Annotated in this window: 28 protein-coding genes; 7 read left to right on the top strand and 21 right to left on the bottom strand. The window is 61.3% G+C overall.

Translation table 11 applies throughout. The features are described from left to right. Window positions 1–74 precede the first annotated feature (74 nt). Window positions 75–413 carry a P-II family nitrogen regulator gene (locus VIM95_RS10905; RefSeq protein WP_331985528.1) on the top strand — a complete coding sequence of 113 codons (339 nt, stop codon included), beginning with the start codon at window positions 75–77 and terminating at the stop codon, window positions 411–413. Between the two features lie 191 nt (window positions 414–604). Here the strand turns inward: VIM95_RS10905 and fliR are convergent, their stop codons facing one another. From fliR to VIM95_RS10810, 19 genes are all read right to left on the bottom strand, one after another. Beyond that, entirely contained in the window at window positions 605–1,393 is a 789-nt protein-coding gene (gene fliR / locus VIM95_RS10900) for a flagellar biosynthetic protein FliR (protein ID WP_331985526.1), read from the bottom strand. Window positions 1,394–1,406: 13 nt separating this feature from the next. Further along, complete coding sequence (gene fliQ, locus VIM95_RS10895) at window positions 1,407–1,676, bottom strand: flagellar biosynthesis protein FliQ (RefSeq protein WP_331985524.1); 270 nt, start codon at window positions 1,674–1,676, stop codon at window positions 1,407–1,409. A 10-nt stretch (window positions 1,677–1,686) separates the two neighbouring features. After that, window positions 1,687–2,430 carry a flagellar type III secretion system pore protein FliP gene (gene fliP / locus VIM95_RS10890; protein ID WP_331985522.1) on the bottom strand — a complete coding sequence of 248 codons (744 nt, stop codon included), beginning with the start codon at window positions 2,428–2,430 and terminating at the stop codon, window positions 1,687–1,689. Continuing rightward, window positions 2,427–2,873, bottom strand: a complete 447-nt coding sequence (fliO, locus tag VIM95_RS10885) for a flagellar biosynthetic protein FliO (RefSeq protein WP_331985520.1) — start codon at window positions 2,871–2,873, stop codon at window positions 2,427–2,429. The genes fliP and fliO overlap by 4 nt, the downstream gene beginning before the upstream one ends. Before the next feature lie 19 nt (window positions 2,874–2,892). Further along, the gene (gene fliN / locus VIM95_RS10880; protein ID WP_349258184.1) at window positions 2,893–3,342 is read right to left on the bottom strand and encodes a flagellar motor switch protein FliN; all 450 of its coding nucleotides are present in this window, start codon (window positions 3,340–3,342) and stop codon (window positions 2,893–2,895) included. Beyond that, on the bottom strand, window positions 3,332–4,351 hold the full coding sequence (gene fliM, locus VIM95_RS10875; protein ID WP_331985518.1) for a flagellar motor switch protein FliM: 1,020 nt from the start codon (window positions 4,349–4,351) through the stop codon (window positions 3,332–3,334). The genes fliN and fliM overlap by 11 nt, the downstream gene beginning before the upstream one ends. A 33-nt stretch (window positions 4,352–4,384) precedes the next feature. Then, on the bottom strand, window positions 4,385–4,966 hold the full coding sequence (locus VIM95_RS10870; protein ID WP_331985516.1) for a flagellar basal body-associated FliL family protein: 582 nt from the start codon (window positions 4,964–4,966) through the stop codon (window positions 4,385–4,387). A 159-nt stretch (window positions 4,967–5,125) separates the two neighbouring features. Continuing rightward, the gene (locus tag VIM95_RS10865; RefSeq protein ID WP_331985514.1) at window positions 5,126–6,400 is read right to left on the bottom strand and encodes a flagellar hook-length control protein FliK; all 1,275 of its coding nucleotides are present in this window, start codon (window positions 6,398–6,400) and stop codon (window positions 5,126–5,128) included. 73 nt (window positions 6,401–6,473) lie between these two features. Next, on the bottom strand, window positions 6,474–6,926 hold the full coding sequence (gene fliJ, locus VIM95_RS10860; protein WP_331985513.1) for a flagellar export protein FliJ: 453 nt from the start codon (window positions 6,924–6,926) through the stop codon (window positions 6,474–6,476). A 30-nt stretch (window positions 6,927–6,956) separates the two neighbouring features. Continuing rightward, window positions 6,957–8,372 carry a flagellar protein export ATPase FliI gene (fliI, locus tag VIM95_RS10855; protein WP_331985511.1) on the bottom strand — a complete coding sequence of 472 codons (1,416 nt, stop codon included), beginning with the start codon at window positions 8,370–8,372 and terminating at the stop codon, window positions 6,957–6,959. Further along, a complete protein-coding gene (locus VIM95_RS10850; protein WP_331985509.1) occupies window positions 8,359–9,183 on the bottom strand; it encodes a flagellar assembly protein FliH in 825 nt (274 codons plus the stop codon). Before VIM95_RS10850 ends, fliI begins: the two co-directional genes overlap by 14 nt. A gap of 9 nt (window positions 9,184–9,192) precedes the next feature. Further along, on the bottom strand, window positions 9,193–10,194 hold the full coding sequence (gene fliG / locus VIM95_RS10845; RefSeq protein ID WP_331985507.1) for a flagellar motor switch protein FliG: 1,002 nt from the start codon (window positions 10,192–10,194) through the stop codon (window positions 9,193–9,195). 124 nt (window positions 10,195–10,318) lie between these two features. Next, on the bottom strand, window positions 10,319–12,043 hold the full coding sequence (fliF, locus tag VIM95_RS10840; protein ID WP_331985505.1) for a flagellar basal-body MS-ring/collar protein FliF: 1,725 nt from the start codon (window positions 12,041–12,043) through the stop codon (window positions 10,319–10,321). 13 nt (window positions 12,044–12,056) lie between these two features. After that, complete coding sequence (fliE, locus tag VIM95_RS10835) at window positions 12,057–12,380, bottom strand: flagellar hook-basal body complex protein FliE (protein WP_331985503.1); 324 nt, start codon at window positions 12,378–12,380, stop codon at window positions 12,057–12,059. A gap of 192 nt (window positions 12,381–12,572) precedes the next feature. After that, entirely contained in the window at window positions 12,573–13,943 is a 1,371-nt protein-coding gene (locus VIM95_RS10830; RefSeq protein ID WP_331985501.1) for a sigma-54 dependent transcriptional regulator, read from the bottom strand. Window positions 13,944–13,983: 40 nt separating this feature from the next. Then, window positions 13,984–14,649, bottom strand: coding sequence for a chemotaxis protein CheB (locus VIM95_RS10825; RefSeq protein ID WP_331985499.1), 666 nt, complete (start codon window positions 14,647–14,649; stop codon window positions 13,984–13,986). A 51-nt stretch (window positions 14,650–14,700) separates the two neighbouring features. Then, window positions 14,701–16,389 carry a fused response regulator/phosphatase gene (locus tag VIM95_RS10820; RefSeq protein ID WP_331985497.1) on the bottom strand — a complete coding sequence of 563 codons (1,689 nt, stop codon included), beginning with the start codon at window positions 16,387–16,389 and terminating at the stop codon, window positions 14,701–14,703. 15 nt (window positions 16,390–16,404) lie between these two features. Beyond that, window positions 16,405–16,710, bottom strand: a complete 306-nt coding sequence (locus tag VIM95_RS10815) for an STAS domain-containing protein (RefSeq protein ID WP_331985495.1) — start codon at window positions 16,708–16,710, stop codon at window positions 16,405–16,407. A 94-nt stretch (window positions 16,711–16,804) separates the two neighbouring features. Continuing rightward, window positions 16,805–17,986, bottom strand: a complete 1,182-nt coding sequence (locus VIM95_RS10810; protein WP_331985493.1) for a sensor histidine kinase — start codon at window positions 17,984–17,986, stop codon at window positions 16,805–16,807. A 267-nt stretch (window positions 17,987–18,253) separates the two neighbouring features. On the opposite strand from VIM95_RS10810, the gene VIM95_RS10805 reads away from it, so the two are divergent. The 6 genes from VIM95_RS10805 to VIM95_RS10780 all read left to right on the top strand — a co-directional run bounded on the left by VIM95_RS10805 (window position 18,254) and on the right by VIM95_RS10780 (window position 24,757). Next, a complete protein-coding gene (locus VIM95_RS10805) occupies window positions 18,254–19,210 on the top strand; it encodes a chemotaxis protein (RefSeq protein WP_331985491.1) in 957 nt (318 codons plus the stop codon). A 38-nt stretch (window positions 19,211–19,248) separates the two neighbouring features. Continuing rightward, on the top strand, window positions 19,249–20,184 hold the full coding sequence (locus VIM95_RS10800; protein ID WP_331985489.1) for a chemotaxis protein: 936 nt from the start codon (window positions 19,249–19,251) through the stop codon (window positions 20,182–20,184). A gap of 71 nt (window positions 20,185–20,255) precedes the next feature. Further along, window positions 20,256–20,645 carry a chemotaxis response regulator CheY gene (gene cheY / locus VIM95_RS10795; protein WP_331985487.1) on the top strand — a complete coding sequence of 130 codons (390 nt, stop codon included), beginning with the start codon at window positions 20,256–20,258 and terminating at the stop codon, window positions 20,643–20,645. Window positions 20,646–20,662: 17 nt separating this feature from the next. Further along, window positions 20,663–21,472 (top strand): protein phosphatase CheZ, encoded by an 810-nt coding sequence (gene cheZ, locus VIM95_RS10790; RefSeq protein ID WP_331985485.1) that lies wholly within the window; start codon window positions 20,663–20,665, stop codon window positions 21,470–21,472. 28 nt (window positions 21,473–21,500) lie between these two features. After that, on the top strand, window positions 21,501–23,450 hold the full coding sequence (locus VIM95_RS10785) for a chemotaxis protein CheA (protein ID WP_331985483.1): 1,950 nt from the start codon (window positions 21,501–21,503) through the stop codon (window positions 23,448–23,450). A gap of 89 nt (window positions 23,451–23,539) precedes the next feature. Next, window positions 23,540–24,757, top strand: a complete 1,218-nt coding sequence (locus VIM95_RS10780; RefSeq protein ID WP_331985481.1) for an EAL and HDOD domain-containing protein — start codon at window positions 23,540–23,542, stop codon at window positions 24,755–24,757. A 69-nt stretch (window positions 24,758–24,826) separates the two neighbouring features. On the opposite strand, the gene dut is transcribed toward VIM95_RS10780, so the two are convergent. After that, window positions 24,827–25,279 carry a dUTP diphosphatase gene (gene dut / locus VIM95_RS10775; RefSeq protein ID WP_331985479.1) on the bottom strand — a complete coding sequence of 151 codons (453 nt, stop codon included), beginning with the start codon at window positions 25,277–25,279 and terminating at the stop codon, window positions 24,827–24,829. Beyond that, the gene (coaBC, locus tag VIM95_RS10770; RefSeq protein ID WP_331985477.1) at window positions 25,276–26,469 is read right to left on the bottom strand and encodes a bifunctional phosphopantothenoylcysteine decarboxylase/phosphopantothenate--cysteine ligase CoaBC; all 1,194 of its coding nucleotides are present in this window, start codon (window positions 26,467–26,469) and stop codon (window positions 25,276–25,278) included. Before coaBC ends, dut begins: the two co-directional genes overlap by 4 nt. Between the last annotated feature and the right edge of the window lie 26 nt (window positions 26,470–26,495).

The raw sequence follows: 26,495 nt of genomic DNA, 5'->3' as shown, positions 1-26,495 counted from the left end.
AGTATCAAGCAAAGGGCCGCAAGGCCCTTTGTCGCTTCTTGCCGGATTTGAGAAGGAGGAAAACAGAGATGGGTATGAAAAAGATCGAAGCCATCATCAAGCCGTTCAAGCTCGATGAAGTGCGCGAGGCTTTGGCCGAAGTCGGCGTGACCGGCCTGACCGTGACCGAAGTAAAGGGCTTTGGCCGCCAAAAGGGCCATACCGAGCTCTACCGTGGCGCTGAATACGTGGTGGACTTCCTGCCCAAGGTCAAGATCGAGGTGGTGATCACCGAAGAGAAAGTCGAGCCGGCGCTCGACGCTGTGGTGAAGGCCGCTCGTACCGGCAAGATCGGCGATGGCAAGATCTTCGTGACCGCAGTGGAGCAGGTCGTCCGCATCCGGACCGGCGAAACCGGCGCCGACGCAGTCTGATTGCCTTAATGCACTACGCTAGACGCGGGTGAACACAAGAAATCTGAGGCGGCAGCTCTCCCCTATTACCCCCTCTGCCCGCCCGCAGGCGGGGAGCCTAGCTCCGCTCGTTAGTACGATGGACGGAGATTGGTTTCGATACTACCAAGCCACCCTCAGGTGGCTTTTTTCATGCCTTATGCCGAGGTGGCTCAGGTACCGGCAAAGACCGTGGCCAATTTGTAGGCCAGCCGGGTGGCCTGGTCCATCAGACGCTGGATATGCGGTACAAACTGCGGCAGCGAGAAGTAAAGCGCTGCCACACCAACACCTAGGGTGAGTGGAAAGCCAACACCGAACACATTGAACTGGGGCGAGGCGCGCGACATGACGCCGATCGAGAGGTTGGTGATCAGCAGGGCAGCCATGACCGGCAAGGACATCAACAAGGCCAGGGTAAAGATCTGCCCGGCAGACTCCACCAGCATGCGAAAGCCTATGCCCTTGATCGGGTCGGCCGAGATGGGCAGTAACACGAAGCTGCGCGCCATGGTCTCGATCACCAGCAGGTGACCGTTGAGCGCCAGGAATATCAGCAGGGTCAAAAGACTGGTGATCTGCGCTACCACGGCAGTATTGGCGCCGTGCTGGGGGTCATAGAAGCTCGCAAAGCCCAGGCCCATCTGCAGGCCGGCCAGATGGCCGGCCATCTCGACCGAGGTGAATACCAACCGCATGGTGAGGCCGATGGCCGTGCCGATCAGAATCTGCTGGCCCAGGATCAGGATGCCCAAGGGCGAGACCGGAGACACTGTTGGCATAGGCGGCAAGGCGGGTGCGATCAGGATGGCCAGCAACACCCCCAGCCCCACCCTCACCCGCGCCGGTATGCCACGGCTGGAATAGAACGGGTCGGTTGCGAAGATGGCCAGGATGCGGAACAGCGGCCAGAGCAAAAGGCCCAACCATGCCTGGATCTGGGCATCGGTGACGGTGAACATGGAGCGCGTGCCGTCAGCCTATCATCGTCGGAATCGCCTGGTAGAGGCGCACCGTGTAGTCCATCAGAATGGACAGCATCCAGGGGCCAGCCAGCACGGCGACCAGAAAGGTCACCAGAAGCTTGGGAATGAAAGACAGCGTGGCTTCGTTGATCTGGGTCGCGGCCTGGAAAACGCTGATGATGAGGCCGACGATCAAACCGGCGATCAGCATGGGTCCACCGACCAGGATCATGACCTCGAAGGCGCGTTGTATGACGGTAATCACCGTTTCCGGAGACATGGTCTACCCCCTAGGTATAAAAGCTCTGCACCAGCGAGCCGATCAATAGCGTCCAACCATCGACCAGCACGAAGAGGATGATCTTGAAAGGCAGGGCAATGGTTACCGGGCTCACCATCATCATACCCATCGCCATCAGCACACTGGCAACCACCATGTCGATGATCAGGAAGGGAATGAAGACCAGAAAGGCGATCTGGAAAGCGGTCTTGAGCTCGCTGGTCACGAAGGCCGGCACCAACACCTTGAGGCTGATGTCCTCGGGGCCATTGGGTTTGGCGCTTTGCGATAGTTCAACGAACAGGGCCAGGTCCTTCTGCCGGGTCTGCTTGATCATGAACTGCTTGAGCGGTTTACTCGCCCGCTCCAGGGCTTCGTTAAAGCCAATCTGCTCCTGACTGTAAGGCTGGTAAGCCTCGGTCCAGATCTTATCGAGCACCGGCGACATAACGAATACGGTGAGGAACAGCGACAGCCCGACGATGACCTGGTTCGGCGGCGACTGCTGCGTACCCAGGGCCTGGCGGAGCATGGACAGCACGATCACGATACGCGTGAAGGCCGTCATCATCAGCAGCACGGCCGGTAAAAAGGTCAGGGCCGTCAGAAAGAGCAGGGTCTGCAGGGTCAGGGTATAGCTCTGACCCCCGCCACCGCTAGGCTGGCTGGTCAGCAGCGGCAGGCCGGCATCGGCCGCCATGACCGGCAAGGCCAGGAGCAGCGCAGCCGGCAAGATCAGCGTGCGCCACCTCATGCCTGGCCCCCGCTACCACTCTTGGCCTTGATGATGCCGGCCAGACGCTCGGCGAACGGCAGGCCGGTTGCCGGTGCTGCCTCGGCATCCTCCGGCCGCGGCAGGCTGTGCAGCGTGCTGACGCTGCTGGCGGTGACACCGAGCACGAGCCAGGTATCCCGTACTTCGATCACCACCACCCGCTCCTTGGGGCCGACCATGGCGCCGCCTACCACGCGCAGCCTGGCCGGTCCGCCCAGTGGCCCCGGCGCCAGCCGGCGCATGAGCCAGGCGGTGCCCAGGATGGCCGCAATGACCAGCATCAAGGCCAGGATGACCTGGACAAAGCCGAGCAGTGAGGGAGTGGCGGTGGATGGTAGAGCCGGGACCTTGTCGGCCTCGCCGGCAGCCAGTACACAAACAGAAGCCGCCGCGATTATGGCGGCGGCGGGGATCAGGGTCATTCGCATGGATGCGTGGCGGTCATTTGTGCAGGCGACGTATACGCTCAGCCGGGGTAATGATGTCGGTGAGGCGGATACCGAACTTGTCGTTCACCACCACCACTTCGCCCTGGGCGATCAGCGTGCCGTTGACCAGCACGTCCATAGGCTCACCAGCCAGGCCGTCGAGCTCCACAACGGAACCCTGGGCCAGCTGCAGCAAGCTGCGGATGGCGATCTTGGTACGGCCCAACTCCACGGTCATGGCCACCGGAATGTCCATGATCATGTCGATGCCGGACGGACCGGAAGGACGCTCGGGCTGCTTGTCGAAGCTTTGGAAGATGTCCGCGGCCGAGACGTTGGACTGACTCGGCGTGGATGCCACCTGTGCAGCGGCAGCTTCCTCAGCGGCCGCTTCGGCACTCTGCTGCTCGGCTAGCGCCGCGGCCCAGTCATCCAGGCCTTGCTCTTCGGTTTCATTGCTCATGTTCTGTATCCTCTTGCGGCTCGTCGTCCAGCATCAGATTCTCGGCCGTCGTCAGCACCTTTTCCACCTTGAGTGCATATTGGCCGTGCAGGGTGCCGTAGCGTCCTTCCAGCAGCGGCACACCATCGACTTCCGCCACGATGTTCTCGGGGATGTCGATACCGACCACATCGCCTACCTTGAGGTCGAGAATCTCGCCCAGGGTAATCTTGGCGGTGCCGAGGTTGGCGATCAGCTCGACTTCGGAATTCTGCACTTCGCGCGAGAGCAACTTGACCCAGCGATTGTCCGATTCCATGCGGTCGGCCTGCATGGAGCTATAGAGCATATCCCGCAGTGGCTCGATCATCGAGTAGGGGAAGCAGACATGGAAGTCGCCACCGCCCGAGCCGAGCTCGATCTTGAAGGTAAAGGCCACCACCACCTCGGTAGGCGTGGCGATGTTGGCAAACTGGGTATTCATTTCCGAGCGCACATAGGTGAATTCGGTCTTGAACACCGGCTCCCAGGACTTGCGATACTCGTCCATCACCACTTCCAGCAAACGCTGGATGATGCGCTGCTCGGTCGGCGTGAAGTCACGGCCTTCGACGCGCACATGGTAGCGGCCATCCGAGCCAAACATATTGTCGACCACCAGGAACACGAGGTCCGGATCGAAGATGAACAGCCCAGTGCCGCGCAGCGGCTTCATATGGATCAGGTTGAGGTTGGTCGGCACGACCAGGTTGCGAATGAATTCGCTGTACTTCTGCACCCGCACCGGCCCAACCGAGATCTCGGCCGAGCGGCGCATGAAGTTGAACAGGCCGATGCGCAAATTGCGGGCGAAACGCTCGTTGATAACCTCGAGCGTAGGCATACGGCCGCGGACGATACGCTCCTGCCGGCCAATGTCGTAGGCACGGATGGCCGAGGTATCGAGACCTTCGTCCGCGTCTTCGTCTTCACCGGTGACCCCCCGTAGAAGGGCATCCACCTCTTCCTGGGAGAGAATATCGTCAGCCATCTAGGCACCCCAATCCTGCACGTGTTGCTATTCCTACTGGACGATGAAGGTCTTGAATTCAACGCTCATCACGCCGTCCTCGTCATCCTTTGCGCCCAGTACCTTGTTAAGGGTCTGCTTGATCTCTTCCATCAGCTTGACCTTGCCATCCAGGGTCGAGATCTCTTCCTGCTTCTTCGAGCTCAGCAGCAGATTCACCTGGCTGCTCAATCTCGGCAGATAACTCTTGATCACTTCCGACTGCTTCTCGTCCGCCACCTGCACATGGATTTCCGTCTGCAGCACCGCCCCAGTCGCAAGGTTGACGGTGAAGGTATCCAGCTTGGTGAACACGGGTGCTTCGCCGTGTTCGGATTTCTTCTTGTCCTTCTTCTTCTTTTCCTTCTTGCCTTCATCGCTGCCGTGATCGTCAGCGGCCTGCTCTGCGGTCGCTGCCGGCTCGCCGAAGTTCTGGTTGGCCGAAATGGTCAGAAACAACCAGGTACCGAACGCGCCACCCGCCAGGATCACCAGGATCAGGAGGCCGATGACGATATACAGGATCGTATTCTTCTTGCCTTTGGGCGAGCTATCGCTCGCTTCCGCTGCCGGCGCCGGCTTCTTGGCTTCTGCCATGGGAAGGTGTCCTTTTGGATTGCATATCGGTAGTTATGAAAGCCACGCATACAAGCCTTGCGTGCTCAGCCGAGTTATAAAGCAAACCCGCCACAGGAACAAGCATTGGCGCGGGTTTCACGCATCCTAGGAACCGCTCCGGACCGTTTTCAAGTCTCCTTAGACAAACAGGTTCACATTTCCGGGCAGCGCCACCGGCACTCGGGCACGCCAGGCAGCGGGCGAGCTCTGCGTCTCTTCGACGCCGTCCACCCTACCTCGCCCAGCTTGTCGGCCCGAGCCGGAGTCACGCTCCTGACCGCCCGAGCTGGATTGCGACTGCACGTTGGCCTGCGCCAGCTGGATGCCGCTCTCGGCCAGCATCTCGCTGAGTTTGGGCAACGAGGCCTGCAGGGCATCACGCACCGGCTGCTGTGCCGCAACGAAGGTCAGCGTGGCCTGATCCTGGTTCAGCGACAGTTTGACCTCCATGGGGCCCAGATGGGGTGGATTCAGGTGCATCTCCACCTCCTGGTTCTGATTGCTCACCATCATGATCACTTTGTTGCCCAGCGCCTTGTCCCAGCCCTCGCCACCAACCGGGTGCTGAAGCGAGAAGGTGGGTCTCGCGTTTTCCAGCGACTGCCCTCGCCCGACATCGGTGCGGGCAATCGGGCTCATCAGTTGCTGACCCGCTGCGGCTGCCGCGCCACTCTGGATGCGCTGGTCAAGCAGCTGAGCAAAGTTATCGGTCGCAGCCTGGCTGGTCGCCAGCAGCTCCTTGCCAAGCTCGATCTTGCCCTGTCCTGCCAAGGGGTCGGCCGCCGCATCGGTCGCCAGCTGCTTCAGGTCCGCCACGGCATCACCCGGCAGCGCTTGCCGGCCGCTGGCAAGTTTCGCCGCCAGCTCGGGCAGTGTGAAGGTCTTGCCATCGGACTGCAGCGCATCACCCAATGCGGCGGCGGCGGCGGCGGCTTCGGCTGGCGGCGGGACATCGGCAGGCTGGGTCGACTGCAGTTGCGCCAGCAGCGCTGCCATGGCCGCTGCCGCCTGTTGAGCAGCATCCATCGGCTGGGCGTCGTCCTGCCCCTCGGCATCCTTGTCGGCGGGTTTGTCCTTGACCGACTTACCCTCGGCCGCGGCATCCTTGCTGGCTTCCTTGGTATGCTCGGGCGCCTTGTCCTGTTCTGCCGGCTTGGCTTGCTCCGCCTTGTTGGCAGGCTCATCGGCAGGCTTGCTTTGATTGGCCTGAGCGGGCTTGGCAGGGCTCACTTCCTGCTTGGCTGGTTCAGCCGCACGCGCCATCTGCTCACTCTGGTGAACCTGCAGACGCTGGCTGAGCGAAGCCTCGAACAGTTGCCCGCTCGCATCGTCACCACGCCCGGCAGCCGGCGCCTTGGTGGTGCTCTGCAGCAGGGCCTGTAGCGAATTATTGGCGGTATTGGTGGATGGCATTGCAACGGTCCTTGTACTGGCCAGCCCATAGCGGCTTTGCCACTAAAGTAGCAAGGACAATGCCAGCAAAGGTTCAGTTATCCGGATTTTCTCGCCTACGCTGCGAAACCGAGGCCCATTCGTCGGATAGCTTCTGCTCGCGCTTGGCTTCCTTCTGATTCTCTCGCTCGTTGTGGCGAGCCTGCAGCATCTCATAGGCCTTGACCTCTTTCTCGCACACCAGCCAAGCCTGCTTGCTAGCCTCCACCTGCGCTTCGCAGCGCTCTCGGTCCAGCACCTGCTGATCTACCGCGCTATCGAGTTTGGCCAGGAAAAGATGGAAATCGTTCCACTGATGGATGCGCATACCGCGACTGGCGGTATCGGCCAGACGGGCGCGATATTCCAGTCGGTACTGCTCGATCTGTAGCAGTTGCTGCTTGGACTGCTCCAGGCGCAGCACCGCGGCACTGATCGCCCGCGCCGCTTCCTCCCGTTTGTCTTCGGCAAGCTGCAGCAGGAAAGCGAACTGGAAGGCCTTGGCCATGACGGGTACCGGCTAGCGATGCAAAGGAATTCAGCGCGGGAACAGCGCCGCCAGCCGCGCACGGGCACCGGCGTACTCTTCGCGCTCGTAAATGCCTTGCTGCAGGAAGGCTTCCATCGCAGGCATCAGGGCGATCGCCTCGTCCAGCACCGGGTCGGAACCGCGCACATAGGCACCGACGTTGATCAGGTCGCGACTGCGCTGGTAACGGGAATAGAGCTGCTTGAACCGACGCACCAGGTTGTACTCCTCTGGCTGGATGATGTCGGTCATTACCCGGCTGATGGACTGTTCGATATCGATGGCCGGGTAGTGGCCCGCGTCCGCCAACTGCCGGCTGAGCACAATGTGCCCATCCAGGATGGCGCGCGCGTTATCGGCGATGGGATCCTGCTGGTCATCCCCCTCGCTCAATACAGTATAGAAGGCGGTGATGGAACCGCTGCCCGAGTGGCCATTGCCGGCGCGCTCGACCAGGGCCGGCAGCTTGGCAAAGACCGACGGCGGGTAGCCCTTGGTGGCCGGCGGCTCGCCGATCGCCAGGGCAATCTCGCGCTGCGCCATGGCGTAGCGGGTCAGCGAATCCATGATCAAAAGCACGTTCAGCCCTTGATCTCGGAAATACTCGGCGATGGCAGTCGCGTAGGCGGCACCATGCATGCGCAGGAGTGGCGGCGTATCGGCAGGCGCTGCGACTACCACGGAGCGCCGCAAACCCTCCTCACCCAGAATATTCTCGATGAAGTCCTTGACCTCGCGTCCCCGTTCGCCAATCAGCCCCACTACCACGATATCTGCCGTGGTGTAGCGAGCCATCATGCCCAGCAGCACGCTCTTGCCGACGCCGGAGCCGGCAAACAGACCCAAGCGCTGGCCGCGCCCCACGGTCAGCATGGCATTGATCGCGCGTACCCCCACATCCAGCACATCATGCACCGGTACCCGGTCCAACGGATTGTAGGGGCGGGAGAAGAGCGGTACATGGGTCTCGGCTTGCAGGGGGCCGAGCTTGTCCAGAGGACGCCCCAGACCATCGAGTACACGCCCGAGCAGATGCGGCCCCACGGCAGCCTGGCGGCCACGATCCTCGACACGTCGGCGCGGTGTATAGCTGCCACCCAGATGCGGCACCCTGCCCTCGACATCTTCGTAGGCCACAACCCAGGCACCAGGCTCAAGACCATAGACCTCCGCCACCGGCATCAGGAACAGGCGGTCGCCGTTGAAGCCGACCACTTCTGCCTCGACGCTGTGCCCAGTGGGGATAATGATGTGGCAGCTGGAGCCAACCGGCAGCTTGATACCCACGGCCTCAAGCACCAGCCCCGCCACGCGGGTCAGCTTGCCGCGCGGCAACCAGGGCTTGGTTCCCTCGACGGTAGCAACACAGTCGGCCGCGTAGTGCTGCCAGCGGGCCAGGGTGTCGTGTTGATCAGGCTTGTTCATCGTCGGCAGCCTGCCAGGGCTCATGGCTACCCAAGGCCGCAACCACGCGTCGCCAACGGGTGGGCAGGGTCAGATCCAGCTCGACTGTGGCATGGGCAATACGGCAGCCACCGCGCTCGATATCGGTCACCGGCTCGAAACGCCATTGCACCGCCGCCCCCTCCTCGGCCAGCAAGCTTTTCACCAGTGCCAGATCGTCAGGGTGCAGCTCGACCCGCAAGGGGCCATGCAGTTCGGGCAGGCTATTGATCGCCTCGCGGATCACCGACAGCACGCGCTCGGGCTCCACACTCAAGCTACTACGCAATACTTGCCGCGCGACCGCGACGGCTATATCGCGGATCGGTTCGGCCAAACGCGCTTCATAACCGGCTACCGCGGCGGCAAGCTGGTCTGCCAGCCCACGGAAGCGCTCGACTTCGTCCATACCGGTTTGCCGGCCAGCCTGCTGCCCCGCTTCGAAACCTGCAGCCTGACCCGCCTCGCGGCCTGCGGCCTCGCCATCGTCACGCCCCTGCCGCATGCCCTCTTCGTAACCCGCCCGGTAGGCAGCCTCATGCGCCTCGCTGCGGATGCGCTCCAGCTCGTCGGCCGCCACCATAGGTACCAGCTCTGCGGCCGGCTCTTCGACGGCAGACTCGATCGGCTCGACCTCAGCCATCGGCTCAGGCTCTGACGGGACCACTTGCGCTTCCGGCACCAGCGCGTGAGGGCGCTGAATGGAGGCACCACTGAACTGATCGACCTGCCATGGCGTCAATTCCGGCACATCTTCGCGGCGGATGATCTTCTTGCTACCCCAGGCTTTCATCTACAGGCCCTATTCCACAAAGCCCTCGCCACCGCCCTTGGCAACGGCGATCTGACCCTCGTCCGCCAAGCGGCGAACGACCTTGAGAATCTCGCGCTGCTCGGCCTCGACCTCGGACACCTTGACCGCGCCCTTGGCTTCGAAATCGTCGCGCAGCATTTCTGCCGCCCGTTGCGACATGTTCTTGAAGATCTTGTTGCGCAGCACCTCGCTGGTGCCCTTCATGGCGGTAATCAGCGAATCGGAAGAGATTTCGCGCAGCAGCAACTGGATGCCGCGATCGTCGATATCCACCAGGTTCTCGAAGGTGAACATCTTGTCCTGGATACGCTGCGCCAGCTCCGGGTCGTATTCGCGGATGGCATTGATGGCCGAAGCCTCGACCACGCCACCCATGAAATTGAGGATTTCCGCCGCCATGCCCTCGCCACCCATGGCCGACTTCTTGACCCGGTCGGCCCCGGACAGGAGCTGGGTGAGCACATCGTTAAGCTCACGCAGTGCGGTCGGCTGTACGCCTTCCAGGGTGGCAATACGCAGCAACACGTCATTGCGCAGCCGCTCAACAAACTGGTTGAGCACTTCGGAAACCTGGTCGGGTTCGAGGTGGACCAGGATGGTGGCAATGATTTGCGGGTGTTCGTTCTTGATCAGTTCGGCCACGGCGACCGAATCCATCCACTTGAGGGATTCAATGCCCGTGTTGTCGCCACCTTGCAGGATGCGGTCCAGCAGGTTGGCCGCCTTGTCCGAACCGAGCGCCTTGGTCAGCACGGAGCGGATGTATTCATCGGCGGCGCCGAAGTTGGCGCGGTTCATGGTCGAACCGAGGAAGTCGCCGACGACCTCCTCCACTTGCTCGCGGGTGACATTGTCCATACTGGCCATGGCAAGGCCGATTTTCTGCACTTCCTTGGGACCGAGGTACTTGAACACCTCGACAGCGGCCTCCTCACCGAGGCTCATCAGCAAGATGGCGCTACGGCGGATGGCTTCATCATTGGTTGCCATGACGGCTCCTGGCGATAGGGCTTGCAGCCCGCATTTCAGCTCAGGCAGTACGGACAGGGCTTGCCCTGACCGCCCGCCACGTTATGTGAGGCTAAACGAGACAGGGCCTTGCAGCCCCGTGACGTCAGGTCGTCTTCTGGTCGGCGGGATCGGCGTTCAGCCATTCGCGGATGATGGTCGCCACCATGCGCGGATCTTCCTTGGCCATTTCCTTGGCCCGCTGCAAGAGTTCGCTGAAGGCGGCCAGCTGGGCACTGGCCTCGGCCTCGGCCACCACCTCGGCCTCCACCTCGGACTGTGCCAACTCCTCGGCAGTCAGGGCCACGCCACCCTCCTCGCCACCCATGGCATTCTTGTCCTGCTTGGGTCGAATCACATCGCGCAGGATGGGACGGACCACACCAAACATCAGGTAGGCAAGCACCAGAGCGATCAGGATGACCTTGATGATATCGGCAGTGTGGGCGATCAGGTATTCGGTCAACTTCTCGAAGAAGGACTTGCCTGCCACATCCAGCACGCGGTCGGCAAAGGCGGCGTTGACCACTTTGACCGAGTCGCCGCGATCCTTGTTGTAGCCAATCGCTTCCTGCACAAGGTTGGTGACCTGGTTGATCTCGGCCTGGGTGAGCGGCACCGACTTCACGCCGCCATCCTTCTGCTGGACACGCTTGAAGTTGACCACCACGGCAGCATTGACCCGCTTGAGCACGCCGACCTGCTGCTTGACGTGTTCGACCGTCTTGTCGACCTCGTAATTGCGGGTCATTTCCTTATGGCTGGTACCGCCGGTACCGGTATTGACCGTCACTCCAGGCGGGTTGGGCAAGGTGACCGGCGCACTGGCAGCGCCTGGCGGCTGGTTGGACAGCGCACCCGGCACGCCCGAGGGCTGGTTGCTGCCGCCACCGGAGCCTTCGGCGGTCTGTTCGCTGCGGATGGCCGATGCATTGGGGGGCGAATTGGGCTTGAAGCTCTCGATGGCCTGCTCGACCTCGGAGAAGTCCATCTGCACCGTGACCTCGGCCTTGACGTTGTCGTTGCCAACGATGGGCTCAAGTATCTTCTGGATGCGCTCGGACAGCAGTTGCTCCTGCTGGTGCACCAGGGCCAGCTGCCGCTGGTTGAGCGAGCCGTTACCACCGTTCAGCAGATCGGGCATGTTGGAAAGCAGATTGCCGTCTTGGTCTACCACGGTCACGTTCTTGACCGGCAGGTCGGGAATGCTGCTGGAGACAAGGTGGATGATGCCCGCGATCTGGGAACCGTCCAGCGTACGCCCCGGATGCAGGGTCAAGAGTACCGAGGCGGTCGGCTTTTGCTGTTCGCGCAGGAAAACCGTTTGCTTGGGCATGGCCAGGTGCACGCGCGCCGAGGCCACGGCCGACAGCGACTCGATGGAGCGGGCCAGCTCGCCTTCAACGGCGCGCTGGTAGTTCACCTGCTCACCGAACTGGCTGATCCCGAATTTCTGGTTGTCGAGCAGCTCGAAACCTACCGTGCCGCCCTTGGGCAGGCCTTGCGAGGCCAGTTGCAAGCGGGCGCTATGCACGAACTCGGCCGGTACCGAGATCACACCACCCGGCTCCAGCTTGTAGGGAATGTTGAGCTGCTGCAGCGACTGGACGATCTGGCCACCATCCTTGTCCGAAATATTGGCGAACAGGATCTTGTAGCCAGGATCACGCGCCCACAAAAACGCAATTGCCGCTGCGGCGATCACGGCAGCGGCAATGGCAATGATGAGAATCTTGCGGGGATTGGGAAGCTGATTGAAGCGCTGGATGAGATTGGGACGCTCACCCGGTTGCGTGTCTCGATTGTCGACGGCTACGACCGCATCATCCATATATCAGGCGATATCACACCTGCATGTTCATAACTTCCTGGTATGCGGAGACCAGCTTGTTACGAACCTGCACCATAGTCTGAAAAGACAGGCTCGCCTTCTGCAGCGAGACCATCACGTCTTGCAGGTTGGCATTCGGATCGCCCGCTTCGAACGCCGTTTGCTTGGCCTGCGAATCGAGTTGCATCTGGTTGACCTGGTCGAGCGACGACTTCAATACCGATGCGAAATCGGCACCTTCCGGCAGGGCGTCTGCAGCAGGCGAAGTCTGGCCTGCCGCCTTGGCGGACATGGCCTTCAACTCACCCAGCAGATTGTCTATCCCTTGCACGCTCATGATGCACCTCGAATTGCGTGAAATTGTATGTGGCTCGCTTGCACAATAGCAAGCAATCTACAGGCCAACAGCCATTTTGTTACCAAGCGGCCAATTCTCCCGACAAGCGCGCCACACAAGGCATGCGCGCTGCAGGGCGAATTTCACCCGCGCTGCGCCGCACTTATGCGCGCCACCCGCCGCATCGACCGACTACTCTTCCTGCCAACCTTCCTCGCGATACTGCTGCAGCTTGTAGCGCAGCGTACGCTCACTCATACCCAGCCGCTCTGCGGCCAGCTTGCGCACCCCGCCCGCCTGCTTGAGCGTTTCCAGGATGTGCTGCCGCTCCAACATGCGAATATCGGTCACGACCGGCTGCGGCGCCACGGGCGCCACCTGCGGCAAGGCGGCAGGCTCGGCGACGGCAATTTTTGCCGCCTGCGGCAAATCCTGCCGGCGCACTGCCGGCAAAAACAGATGCTCGGGCTCGATTTCATCACCTGGCGCCAGGATCAGCGCCCGCTGCATCACGTTTTCCAGTTCGCGAATATTCCCCTCCCAGCGGTGCTGGGTCAGTGCCTGGGCCGCCGTTTTGCTGATGGCAGGCACCCGGCGTTTGCTGGAGCTAGCATGTCTAGAAAGCATGGCCCGTGCCAGGGGCACGACATCGTCCGGCCGTTCCCGCAGTGCCGGCAGCATCAGCGGGAATACATTGAGGCGATAGTAGAGGTCTTCGCGAAAGCGCCCTTCGGTGACTTCGAGTGGCATATCACGGTTGGAAGTCGACAGTACGCGGATGTCGATATTGATCGGCTTCTTGCCTCCCACCCGCTCCACCTCCCGCTCCTGCAGTACACGCAAGAGCTTGGCCTGCAGTTCCAACGGCATCTCGGAGATTTCATCCAGCAGCAGCGTACCACCGTCGGCTTGCTCGAATTTACCGATGTGCTGGTTGCCGGCGCCGGTAAAGGCACCCTTCTCGTGGCCGAACAGGGTCGACTCCAGCAGTTGCTCGGGGATGGCCGCGCAATTGATCGCCACAAAGGGACCGGCAGCACGTGGTGAATGACGGTGTATATAACGGGCCAGCACTTCCTTGCCGGTGCCGCTCTCGCCGGTGATCATTACTGCCGCCTCGGAATTGGCCACCCGCTGCGCCATGTCGAGCAAGCGCAGCATGCCGGGATCCTCCGCGATCACCGCGTCATCATCCACAGCCGGCAACATGTACTTGGCCACGGTCGCCAGGAGATCGTCCGGCTCGAAAGGCTTGGGCAGGTAGTGAGCCGCACCGGCATGGAGGGCGGCAACCGCCTTTTCAATCACGCCATAGGCGGTCATCAGCACGACCGGTATATGGGGATACTCGAGCTTGACCCGACGCAGCAAAGTCTCGCCATCCATGGGTTGCATCTGCACGTCCGACAGCACCATGCCGACCTTGCGCTCAGCCAGGACCACCAGGCCCGATTCACCGTCCTCCGCACTCAACACCTGATAGCCCGCCAGCTCCAGGGTATCGATCAGGGCCTCTCGCAGGTCGTTGTCGTCTTCAACAATCAGTATGGGGAGTGCGGGCATGGCAGGCTTCTTGTCATTCAGTATCGATTGGGCGGCGAGCTTACACGCCGTCGCCCGCTTTGGGGAGCGTACCGCGCAGGTACGCCAGGATGCGGCCAGGCAGTTCATCCAGCGGGGCGACATCATCCACCCCGCCCAGCGCAATGGCCTCCTTGGGCATGCCAAACACCACGCAACTGGCTTCGTCCTGGGCAAAATTGTATGCACCGGCCCGCTTCATCTCCAGCATGCCCACGGCACCGTCGCGCCCCATGCCGGTCAGAATGACGCCGATCGCGTTGCGGCCGGCATTGTTGGCCGCCGAGCGGAATAGCACGTCCACCGAGGGCCGGTGCCGGTTGACCGGTTCGGCACGGGACAGCTCACAGACATAGCGCCCACCGGACAGCCCAAGCAGCAGATGCGAGTGTCCGGGCGCGATGTAGACGCAGCCCGCCTTGACCGGCTCACCCTGCTCCGCCTCTTTGACCTGCATCTTGCACAGCGTATCGAGCCGCGCGGCAAAGGGACCAGTGAACATCTCGGGCATATGTTGGGCGATCAGAACGGCCGGGGTCGTGGCCGGCAGCGGCAACAGCAGGTGCTTGAGCGCCTCGGTACCGCCGGTAGAGGCGCCGACGATGATCAGCCGCTCGGCCGGACCGCGCGCTGGCCGATCGGATATCGGCAGCACCGCATCGGCACTGAGGCTCGGCGGGATATCCATGGGCTCAAGAGGAACAGCTCGGGGAGGTTTGGCCACAACGCTCATCCAGACCTAGTGCGAAGGGCGGGTAAGATAACAGGCCTCCACCACATTGCCATTGCCAAAGAAGCGCAGCGAGGCCGACAAGGCCGCCACCAGCGCGATGCCACGGCCGCTGGGCCGGGTGGAATCCGGCTCCTGCAACCAGCGATGATCAAAACCCGGACCGCTGTCCGAGACGCGAATACGCAGCAAGGAACGTTCGCCCAGATCATGACCGGTGAGTTCGATATCGATACGCCCCTGCTTCAGCTCAGCCAGCCGGCGGGCGCGCTCCTGGAGATAGTACTCCATGCCGTCGAGGCCGGATTTGAGATCAGAGGACATGGCCAGCAGGCCATGGTCGAGTGCGTTGAGAAACAGTTCGGTCAGGATCAGGAAGACGTCGGCATGCGCCTGCGCCAGCGGGCGAATCTGACTGATAAAGCCCATGATCAGCGGCACGGTATGCAGGTGCTTGAGTTCAGCCGCCCCGAGCGAGAGTTCGTAGCGCCAGCGCACCTCGCCCAGCATCTCCGGCAACTTCCCTATCCCCTCCCCCGCCGGCAATGGCAAGGCAGCATCAGGATCCAGATCGACTATGGCCAGCGAGACGTCATCGTGGCAAGCGGCATCGCCCAGAAAATCCTGCAATGCGTCGATTGACCGAGCCAGCGCCTCGCCGGCCGGGTAACCAGCACAGGCAAGCCCCAGCCGGGCCGCGCCGAAGGGCTCGCCTTCCGCATTGCGCGCCTCCAGGAGCCCATCAGAACACAGCACCAGATTGGCGCGACCGTCGAAGCGATAGCGCTCCAGATCCAGCTCCAGTTCATCCTGCGAGACGATGCCCAATGGCAGATGGCGCGAAGGCCAGCGTTTGAGCAAGGCACCAGATTCGCCGTAGAGGCGCAGCTCGGGGATACCGCCATTCCAGACTTCCAGCGTACGCTTGGCAAAATCCACCGCCACAAAGGCCAGCGCGACAAAACGGCCTGCCGGCAAGACCTGACGCACCTTGCGGTGCATTTCGATCAGGATGTCGGGCAGGCTGAAGCCCCGCTCGGTCATAGCATAGAAAGGCTGGGTCAGCGGCAACACGTTGAGTGCCGCAGTCAGGCCGTGGCCTATGCCATCGGCCAGGACCAGATGCAGAACCTGACCGGGCGTACGGGCGGCAGCGATCAGATCGCCGGACAGGCTTTCCGCCGGTGCGATCCAGGTATGCAGTTGGGTATCGGACAAGCGTTCGCGGTTGACCAACTGCTCCATCAGGTGACGGGCGACCTGCTTTTCTTCTTCGGCACGGTCGTAGTAGTTGGCCAGCTTGAAGGCCTGCTCGCGCACCTGTCGATTCAGTTCGACCGTGCGCTCGATGGCCTTGATCTTGGCCTCAAGAATGCGGAAGTTGATCGGCTTGAGCAGATAGTCATCTGCGCCAACCTCCATGGCATCGGCGAGCTTATTGACCTCTTCTACCGCTGTGATCAGCACAATGGGGATCCAGTGTGCTCCCATGGCCGCCTTGATCTGCCGGCCCGCCTCCGGGCCGTTGAGGCGCGGCATCATCATGTCCATGAGCACCATGTCCGGCCGTTCAGCCAGACAATACTCGACAGCCTCAATGCCATCGGCGGCCAATATCAACTCATGCCCCAGCGACTCGACGAAGCGGCCGATCAACATCCGGACCACTTCGGCGTCATCGGCAAGCAGGACTTTCATGAGCCGAGGCCTGAGTTAGCGTATGGTGAATATCTTGCCGAAACAGGCGATTTCCAACACCTGCCGGACGGTATCCCGGCAATTGACCAAAGCCAACTCCCGCCCCGAAGATGCAGCCTTCTCCTTGAGAAGCAGCAGCATGCCCAGGGCCGAGCTATCTAGATAATCCACCTGCTGAAAATCGACCAGCACCTCCCGAACCGCCGTGCTGGCGAGTATCTCGTCGCAAGCTTGGCGAAATTCACGATGGGCGCTGAAATCAAACTGTCCAGCAAGCAACAAACGACCTGTCTGGCCGGCAACTTCGACAATAGCACTCATGATTAAGCAGCAATCTCAACAGTACGAAGAATAATGTAGATAGTGGCATCCCTACCTCCGACCGCAAGGCCGGATGCCCTTCCACCATAGGGAGCTAATCGGCGGCTGGCAACAGGATCGTGAAGTTCGCCCCTTCCCCGGGGCTGGAAACCACATCGATGGTGCCACCGTAAGCCGTCACCAGATTACGGACGATGGCAAGCCCCAGCCCGGTTCCTTCCTTACGGGTGGTAAAGAACGGCTCGAACAAGCGTTCGCGGACCGATTCAGGCATGCCACAGCCCTGATCTCGGATGGACATCCGCCACTGCCCCGCTTCGCGCGCCAGCTCCAGGCGGATCTCGTCGCCCGCGGCCGTGGCCTGCAAGGCATTTTCCAAGAGATTGATCAGAGCTCCGGTCAACTCCTTGCGGTTGGCTTCCACCATGGCCTCGCCATCGGGCAGCACGACCTCCCAATGGCGCGACTGGTCCACGTCCTGCGGCTGCACCGTCTGCAACGCATCCTCGGCGACCTGTACCCAATCGACCTGCTCCAGTTCGGCCTGCTGCCCCCGCACAAATTGCAGCATGTTCTGGATCAGAGTCTCCAGGTGACGCAGCCGGGTCAATGATTTCTGACCGAACTTCACCCGTTCGTTCTCTCCAAGCTGTGGCTTGGCCAGGTTGGCGGTATAGAGCAAGGCGGTCGCCAGCGGTGTGCGCAACTGGTGTGCCAATCCGGCTGCCATCTCACCCATGGCGGCCAGGCGCTTGTGCTGCTCCAGTTGCTTACGCAAGCGCCAGCTCTCGCTCACGTCATGGATCAGCAGGATGCGCTCGCCCGTGGGCAAGCGGCTGGTCACGATGCTGACCCGCTGCTCCTGCCCGTCGCCTCCCTCCAGCGTCCATTCATTGGCCACTGCTGTTGGCAACAAACCACGTTCAATCGCGTCGCACCAATTGAGCCCAATCAACTCACGACCAAATATATTGACTGCAGCCGGGTTGCTGGTTAGCACAATGTCATCGCCATCGAGCTCGACCACGCCACCCGGCAAGGCCGCCAGCAGCGTCTCTAGCCGGTTGGAAAGCGCCGCCTTTTCTTCGAACTGCTGCCGCAGGGCGCCATTGGCCACCGCCAGTTCCTGGGTGAGCGAGCCAACCTGTTGCTCCAGCTCCTGATAGGACTCCACCAGTTGCCGCGACGCCTCGGTAAACAAGGAGAAGGCCTGCTCGAGCTCAGCCCGATCTATCTTGTCCGTTGGTTTGCCCGCCAACGGGTTTTTCGCATCCACGGATTGACTTCCTTTTCAGGGCTCTGGGTGTAGAGTATAAAAAATCGCTTTGAATGGCGCGCAAAGGCGCTTCCCGCTTGCTATCTTACCGGCGGGAACCGATAACGGAACTGAACCCGAAAGGGTGCGCGATGCGCAGAAGGATGTGCATGAGATTTTCAGCCTAAGGTAGAATATTCGAGTTGGCTTATAATTGCCCGAAGGCCAACCCACATATAGACCCGGCAACCATCCGAACTTTCTAAAAACATCCACGGAGCCGCAACCGTGTCCGACTTGCTCAAGAAAATCGACGCGCGTACCAAACTCGCGGGCACCAACAAGCTCGAAATCCTGCTTTTCACGCTGGGTATGGACCAACGTACCGGCCGCAGGGAGAACTTCGGCATCAACGTCTTCAAGGTGCGGGAAGTAATGCGTACGCCCGAGATCACCCAGGCGCCGGAGATGCCGCCCGCAGTGGAGGGCATGGTCAGCCTGCGCGGCAACCTGATCCCGGTCATCGACCTGGCAAGCTATGTGGGCGTACAGACCGAGAGCAAGCCCGAGATCATGATTGTGTCGGAATACAACGGCCATACCCAGGGCTTCCTGGTCGAAGCGGTCGATACCATTTTGCGCCTGGACTGGTCGCAGATGCGCGTTCCGCCCGAAATGCTGAACAACAACCTGCGCGGCCTTGTGACTGCGGTCACTGAACTGGATACCGGCAAGCTGGTGATGATGCTGGATGTCGAGAAGGTACTGGCCGAGACCAACCAGATTGACGACTCCCACGAGTTCAAGGCCATCCAACCGGTGAGCGATCTCGTCGGCAAGACCGTCTTCTATGCTGATGACTCCGCCGTCGCCCGCAAACAGATCCAGCGCACGCTGGATGCTCTGCAGCTCAACTATGTCGAAGCAATCAACGGCAAGCGCGCCTGGGACGAGCTACAGCGTATCGCCAGCCAAGCCGAAGCGGTGGGCAAGCCGGTGAAGGAATTCGTGCACATGATCCTGACTGACGTGGAGATGCCGGAAATGGATGGCTATATGCTGACCAAGGTCATCAAGAGCGACCCCCGCTTCGGCGGCATCCCCATCCTGATGCATTCCTCGCTGTCGGGCATGTCCAACCAGAAGCTCGGTCAGTCTGTCGGGGTCGATGCTTATGTTGCAAAGTTCGAGCCTCACAAGCTGACCGAGGCCATCACCACCATGTTGCGTAACGCGGCTCAATAAATAGACCGTCACCATCGATCCGCGATCAAGGGAAAGCCATGTCCAACGCCAATTCCACGCTGCTCGACAGTGTTGACGCCCGAACCAAGCTGGCGGGCTCCAACAAGATGGAGATCCTGCTGTTCTCGCTAGGAACACGGGAAACCTTTGGCATCAACGTCTTCAAGGTCAGGGAAGTCTCCCAGACCCCCAAGATCACCAAGACCCCCAATATGCCGGTAGGCGTAGAGGGGGTGATCTCCCTGCGTGGCAACATCATTCCGGTGATTTCGCTGGCCAAGTTCGTCTGCCCCAATGACATCGACGCCAACAGCGAAGAGACGATGATCGTCACTGAGTTCTCCAAGCACACGCAGGGCTTTCTGGTGCGCTCGGTAGACCGCATCATCCGCGTCGATTGGAACAAGGTACGTGCACCGGAGACTATGCTGGCCGGCAATCAAGCCTTGATCACCGCCATTACCGAGCTCGAGGATGGCAAGCTGGTCTCCATCCTTGACGTCGAGGCCATCCTGGCGAGCGTGATCGGCGAGAGCTTCGTTCCGGACATCCCGGCCGTGGGCGTGGACCAGGAGAAGTTCATGTTCTTCGTCGACGACTCCATGGTCGCCCGCAAGGAGATTGTCAGCGTGCTCGACAAACTGGGCGTGAAGTACCAGCAGGCCAACAACGGTGCCGAGGCGTGGGACAAGCTGCAGAACATCGCCACCCGCTACCAGCACGACAGCGAGCCCTTGAGTTCGCACCTCAAGCTGATCCTGGTCGATGCCGAGATGCCGGAGATGGACGGCTATGTGCTGACCAAGCACATCAAGTCCGACTCCCGCTTCCAGAACATCCCGGTGGTCATGCACTCCTCGCTCTCGTCCAACGCCAACCGGGCCATGGGCAGCAGCGTGGGTGTTGACGCCTACGTGGCCAAATTCGATCCTTTCGTATTGGCTGAGACCATTTCGCCGTTCCTGCAAAACTGACTACCCCATCAACCCAAAACAGTTAATGCGGTTCACCGCAAGCCCGCTAACAGGGACTCTCGGAGCAAGACATGACGGACAAGAACATACGATTCCTGGTGGTTGACGACTTCTCCACGATGCGCCGCATCGTGCGCAACCTGCTCAAAGAGCTTGGCTTCAGCAATGTGGAAGAAGCCGAGGACGGGCAAGTCGCCCTGCACAAGCTGAAGTCGACTACCTTCGACTTCATCGTGTCCGACTGGAACATGCCCAACATGACCGGGATCGAACTGCTCAAGGCCGTGCGTGGAGATCCGACGCTCAAGCACCTGCCCTTTTTGATGATCACCGCCGAGGCCAAGAAGGAGAACATCGTCGAGGCCGCCCAAGCCGGCGCCAGCGGCTATATCGTCAAGCCTTTCACTGCGGCGACGCTGGATGAAAAGCTCGGCAAGATCTTCCAAACCCTCAATAAATAACAAGGCAGGAGTTCAACGTGAGCGATAAAGCCATCAACAGCGGCGACTCCGACGAACTGCAGGCGCTGTTCGACAGCATTGTGGCTGCCAATAGCGGCCCTGCCGAGACGCCTGCCCCGACTCCCGCACCGGCCTCTGGAGCCGCATCCGCCCCGTCTGCCGAACCTGCTGCAGCAGTGACGGCAGCCGCCATGAATATGGACGAGCCAGCCCGCTCGATGTTCGCCAGCATTGGCCAATTGACCCGCAAGGTGCACGACGCGCTGCGCGAAATGGGTTACGACAAGTCGCTGGAAAAGGCCGCCGCAGCCATTCCCGACGCCCGTGACCGGCTGTCCTATGTGGCCACCCTGACCGAGCAGGCCGCCAACCGCACGCTGAACGCCGTGGATGTGGCCCAGCCGCTGCAGGACAAGATCGAGAGCGATTCCGAAGCCCTGGCGGCCGAGTGGGACAAGCTGTTCGCCAACCAGCTGTCGGTCGAGGAATTCAAGCAGCTCGCCGCCCGTACCCGCGAACACCTGAAGACCAGCGCCAACAACGCCCGCGCCACCAACTCCCAGTTGCTGGAGATCATGATGGCGCAGGACTTCCAGGACCTGACCGGGCAGGTGATCAAGAAGATCGTCGAGATGGCCAAGGAGATGGAAGGCAGTCTGTTCGAATTCCTGGTGCAGTTCTCGCCCGCGGGCAGCCCCGCGCACAAGCCTGCCGCGGATCTGGACGACAGCCTCTTGAATGGCCCGGTCTACAACGCCGAAGGCCGTACTGACGTGGTCACCAACCAGGAGCAAGTGGATGATCTGCTTGCCAGCCTGGGCTTCTGATCCGGTCAGCCTTAGATAGGACGATGCCATGAGTGATTTTGCCGGCATGGAAGACTTGCTCCAGGACTTCCTCACGGAAGCCTCGGAGCTGCTCTCCGACGTGGACAACAAACTGGTCGAGCTGGAAAAGCGGCCGGAAGACAAGAATCTGCTGAACGTCATTTTCCGCGGATTTCACACCATCAAGGGTGGCGCTGGCTTCCTGAATGTCGATGCCCTGGTCAATCTGTGCCACCGCACCGAGAACCTGTTTGACAAGCTGCGCAATAGCGAACTCAAGCTGACGCCCGAGTTGATGGATGCCATCTTGGCCGCCACCGGCGTGGTACGCGACATGTTCGGAGCACTCTCCCAGGGCCGTACCCCGGCTCCGGCGGATGCCACCCTCTTGACCTTGCTCGACGACGCGCTGGAAGGCCGTGCAGTGGGTGGCAGCGCCGCCCCGGCGCCCGCACCAGCTCCCGCCGCAGCGCATGCACCGGCCCCCGCCGCAGCGCCGAGTGCCGCACCCGCCCATGGCAATGAGCCGGATTGGAACGCGCTCTACCAGGCTGTAACCGGCAAGGCCCCGGCCGTGGCTTCCAGCCCGGCTCCGGCAGCAGCGCCCGCGCCTGCCCCCGCTCCGGCACCGACCAGCACCGCCGTTGCGCCACTGGCCGCCGCGCAGGCTGCCGCACCCGCCGCAGCACTGAAGCCCGCACCGGTAGCGCCCACTGCCAATAAGCCGCAGCCTGCGGCCCAGCAACTGGCCGCACAGGAAACCACCATCCGGATCGATACCAACCGGCTGGATCAGGTGCTCAACCTCTCGGGCGAAATTGGCCTGACCAAGAACCGTCTGACCACACTCAGGACCGACATCCTGAACGGCAAGACCGACGGCGTGACCCTGAAGGCGCTCGACGAGGCTATCGGCCAGCTCGACCTCCTGGTCAGTGATCTGCAAAACGCGGTCATGAAGACCCGTATGCAGCCTATTGGCCGCCTGTTCCAAAAGTACCCGCGCCTGGCGCGCGACCTGGCCCGCCAACTGGGCAAGGACGTGGAGCTGGTGATCAGTGGCGAGGAGACCGAGCTCGACAAGACCATGCTCGAGGACCTCAACGACCCGCTGGTGCACTTGGTGCGCAACGCCGTCGACCATGGCGTAGAGACCATCGAGGACCGCATTGCCGCCGGCAAGCCGGCCAAGAGCATAGTCCAGCTCTCGGCGACCCAGGTGGGTGACCATATCCTGATCGAGATCATCGATGATGGTAAGGGCATGCGTCCTGACTTCCTGCGCCGCAAGGCGGTAGAGAAGGGCCTGATCGACCTCGAGACAGCCAACAGCCTGGACGACAAGCAGGCCTTGCAACTGGTGTTCCTGCCCGGTTTCTCGACCAAGGACCAGATTTCCAGCGTGTCCGGTCGTGGCGTAGGCATGGACGTGGTCAAGACCAATATCCAGAAGCTCAACGGCCGTATCGACATCCATTCGGTCATTGGCGAAGGTACCCGCTTCGCGATCTCGCTGCCGCTGACCCTGGCGATCCTGCCGGTGCTGGTGGTCAAGGTCTGTGACCAGCCCTTCGGTGTGCCGCTGGCCATGGTGCGGGAGATCATCCCCATCCGTCCGGAGCAGGTGCAAGAGGTATCCGGCCGTGCCACCATCGTCGTGCGTGACGAAATTCTGTCGGTGCGCTCGCTCGCTCGCCTGCTGGGCTGGGCCGAAACGCAGACACCGCAGTTCGGCGTACTGATGCAGACTGGCGAGCACAGTTTTATCCTCGCCATCGACAGCTTTATCGGCCGCGACGATGTGGTGATCAAGCCACTGCAGAATATCCGGCCACGTGGCGTGGCAGGTGCAACGCTGTCCGGCGACGGTTCGGTGGTACTGGTACTGGATATGGAAGATCTGCTGGAAGACAATCAGTCCGAACAATCCGCGATCAAGACCACGCAATTTCTCGAAATGCTGACCAATAAGGCTTGAGGTCAAATTGCCAACTATGACGGCGGTCTGCATAATGAAGACCGCCGTTTTTACGCCCCACTGACTGCTTCCGCACACCGCGAGTCACTATGCAGAACAACGCCTTTATCGGCCGCCAGCCTATCCTGAACCGCCAGCAACAGATCATTGGCTACGAGCTGCTGTTCCGGCTCGACCAATCCTCCCTGTCTGCAGACTTCTCCAGCGATATGCAGGCCGGCACCAATATCCTGGTCAACACCCTGTCCAACATGGGCGCGGATTGGCTGGTCGGCAACAAGCTGGCCTTTGTGAACGTTGCGACCTCCATGCTGGAGAGCAACTTCCTCGAACTGCTGCACCCGCAACGTGTCGTGCTGGAAATCGTTGAATCGGTCAACGCCACGCCGGAACTCCTGGCCCGCGCCAAGGAATTGCGCGCGCAAGGCTTTGGCATCGCGCTGGACGACTTTACCTACACCCCGCAGACCGCGCCGTTCCTGGAGTTCGCCAACTACGTCAAGCTCGACATCCAGCAGCTGGGCCTCGACAACGTCAAGACCCTGTCCAAGGAGCTGCGCAAGTTCCCGGTGCTGCAGGTGGCCGAGAAGGTCGAAACCAAGGACGAGTTCAAGTTCTGCCTCGACGTCGGCATGGATTGCTTCCAGGGCTATTACTTCGCCCACCCGGAGACGCTGTCGGCCAAGGTGATCAACCCGGCCTACGCCAACATCCTCAGCCTCCTGAACATGCTGCGGAACAACGCCGAGATCTCCGAGATCGAGAATGCACTCAAGCGCGACGTCGCACTCTCCTTCAAGCTGCTGCGCTATATCAACTCCGCCGGTTTTGGCCTCTCCTGCGAGATCCATTCCTTCCGTCATGCGGTCACCATCCTGGGTTACCAGAAGCTGTACCGTTGGCTGACCCTGCTTCTGGTCACCGCCAGCTCCGACGCCGGCACCCCGCCCGCGCTGATGAAGACAGCAGTCACCCGTGGTCGCCTGGTCGAACTGCTGGGCAGTCACATGCTGGACGGGACCGACCGCGACAACCTGTTTATCGTAGGCGTGTTCTCGCTCCTGGACGTCATGCTCGACATGCCCATGGACAAGATCCTGGAAACCCTGCTGTTACCGGACCCGGTTTCGGAAGCACTGCTGGAGCGCAGCGGCATATACGGCCCCTTCCTGGAGCTGGCCGAGGCCTGCGAAGACCCGGACATGGCCGAGGTGCCACGCCTGTGCGACAACCTTGCACTGACCCCGGAGATGCTGAACCGGGCCCATGTCTCGTCGCTAGCCTGGGTAGAAGAGCTCGGCGTCTGAGCCCGCCTTCCCCGTCTCAACAAAAAAGCCACCTCACGGTGGCTTTTTTGTTGGTTTTGCCCTCGGCGCTCAGTGCTTGCCAGTACTGCCGAAGCCGCCCTCGCCGCGCTCGCTCTGCTCGAAGGAGTCCACGATGTTGAAGCCGACCTGTACCACCGGCACTACCACCAACTGGGCGATGCGCTCCAGTGGCTGGATGACGAAGACGTCACTGCCGCGATTCCAGACCGAGACATAGATCTGGCCCTGATAGTCCGAATCGATCAGGCCCACAAGGTTGCCCAGCACGATGCCGTGTTTATGACCCAGGCCCGAACGCGGCAAGATCATGGCAGCGAGCTGCGGGTCATCAAGGTGGATGGCCATGCCGGTCGGCACCAAGGTGGTGGCACCCGGTGCCAGGCTGATCGGCTGCTCCAGGCAGGCACGCAGATCAAGACCGGCCGAACCACTGGTGGCATAGGCCGGTGGGTTGGCCTTCAGGCGCTCGTCAAGGAGGCGTATGTCGATGTTTCGGGTCATTTCTTGTGGTACTCGCGATAAAGCTTGGCTAGATGTTGAATGATGGCGCGGGCGATTTCCTGCTTGGGTGCACGCGGTAATTTGTGCTGGCCATGGTCGTCCAGCAGGAAGACCTCGTTGTCGTCCGCACCGATGGCGGACTGGACCTGGTTGGCCACCAGGAGCGGCAGCTTCTTGCGGCGACGTTTCTGCTCGCCGTATTCGAGCAGGTTCTCGCTCTCTGCCGCAAAACCGACGCAGAAGGGTGGATCGGCCAGTCCCGCCACATTGGCCAGAATGTCGGGATTGGGCGCCAGCTCCAGTGTCAGGATGTGGGCATCCTTCTTGATCTTCTGCTCGGAGGGATTGAGCACATAGTAGTCGGCTACGGCAGCGACACTGATAAAGATGTCGATCTTGGGTACCTCGGCATTGACCGCCGTCAGCATCTCCTTGCTGCTCTCCACATCCACTCTACGCACACCAAGCGGTGTAGCCAGCGAGGTTGGGCCGGCCACCAGAGTCACCGCCGCACCAGCATCGGCCGCCGCCTTGGCAATGGCAAAGCCCATCTTGCCCGAACTGGAATTGGTAATGCCGCGAACGGCGTCGATACGCTCAAAGGTCGGGCCAGCAGTGATCAGCACCTTTTGGCCCTTGAGCAGCTTGGGCTGGAACAACGCATCGATATGCTCGAACAGCGCCTCGGGTTCCAGCATGCGGCCAGAGCCGACTTCACCGCAGGCCTGATCGCCTTCATCCGGCCCCAGGATGGTCACCCCATCCTGCCGCAGCTGCGTCACATTGCGCAGATTGGGTGGGTTCTCCCACATCTGCCGGTTCATGGCCGGCGCAACCAGCAGCGGGCAGTCGCGCGCGCTGCAGAGCGTGGACAAGAGGTCGTCGGTCGCACCGTGCGCCAGCTTGAACAGAAAGTCGGCCGAGGCCGGGGCCACCAGGATCACGTCCGCCTCGCGGCCAAGATCGATATGGGCCATATGGTTGTCGACCCGGTTATCCCAGAGGTCGGTAAAGACAGGTCGGCCGGACAAGGCCTGGAAGGTCGCCGGCGCCACAAAGCGGGTCGCCGCCTCGGTCATCACAACCTGCACGTCATGCCCCGCCTTGACGAACAGTCGGGTCAGCTCGGCAGCCTTGTAGGCGGCCACGCCGCCGGTTACTCCCAACAACACGCGCCTGGGTCGGCTCATGGTTTGGCCTCGCACATCAAAATTCC

Source organism: Chitinimonas sp. (assembly GCF_036568685.1).
Lineage (GTDB): Bacteria > Pseudomonadota > Gammaproteobacteria > Burkholderiales > Chitinimonadaceae > Chitinimonas.
Note: the sequence above shows the minus strand (reverse complement) of the source record. Positions and strands in the feature narration are given on the sequence as shown.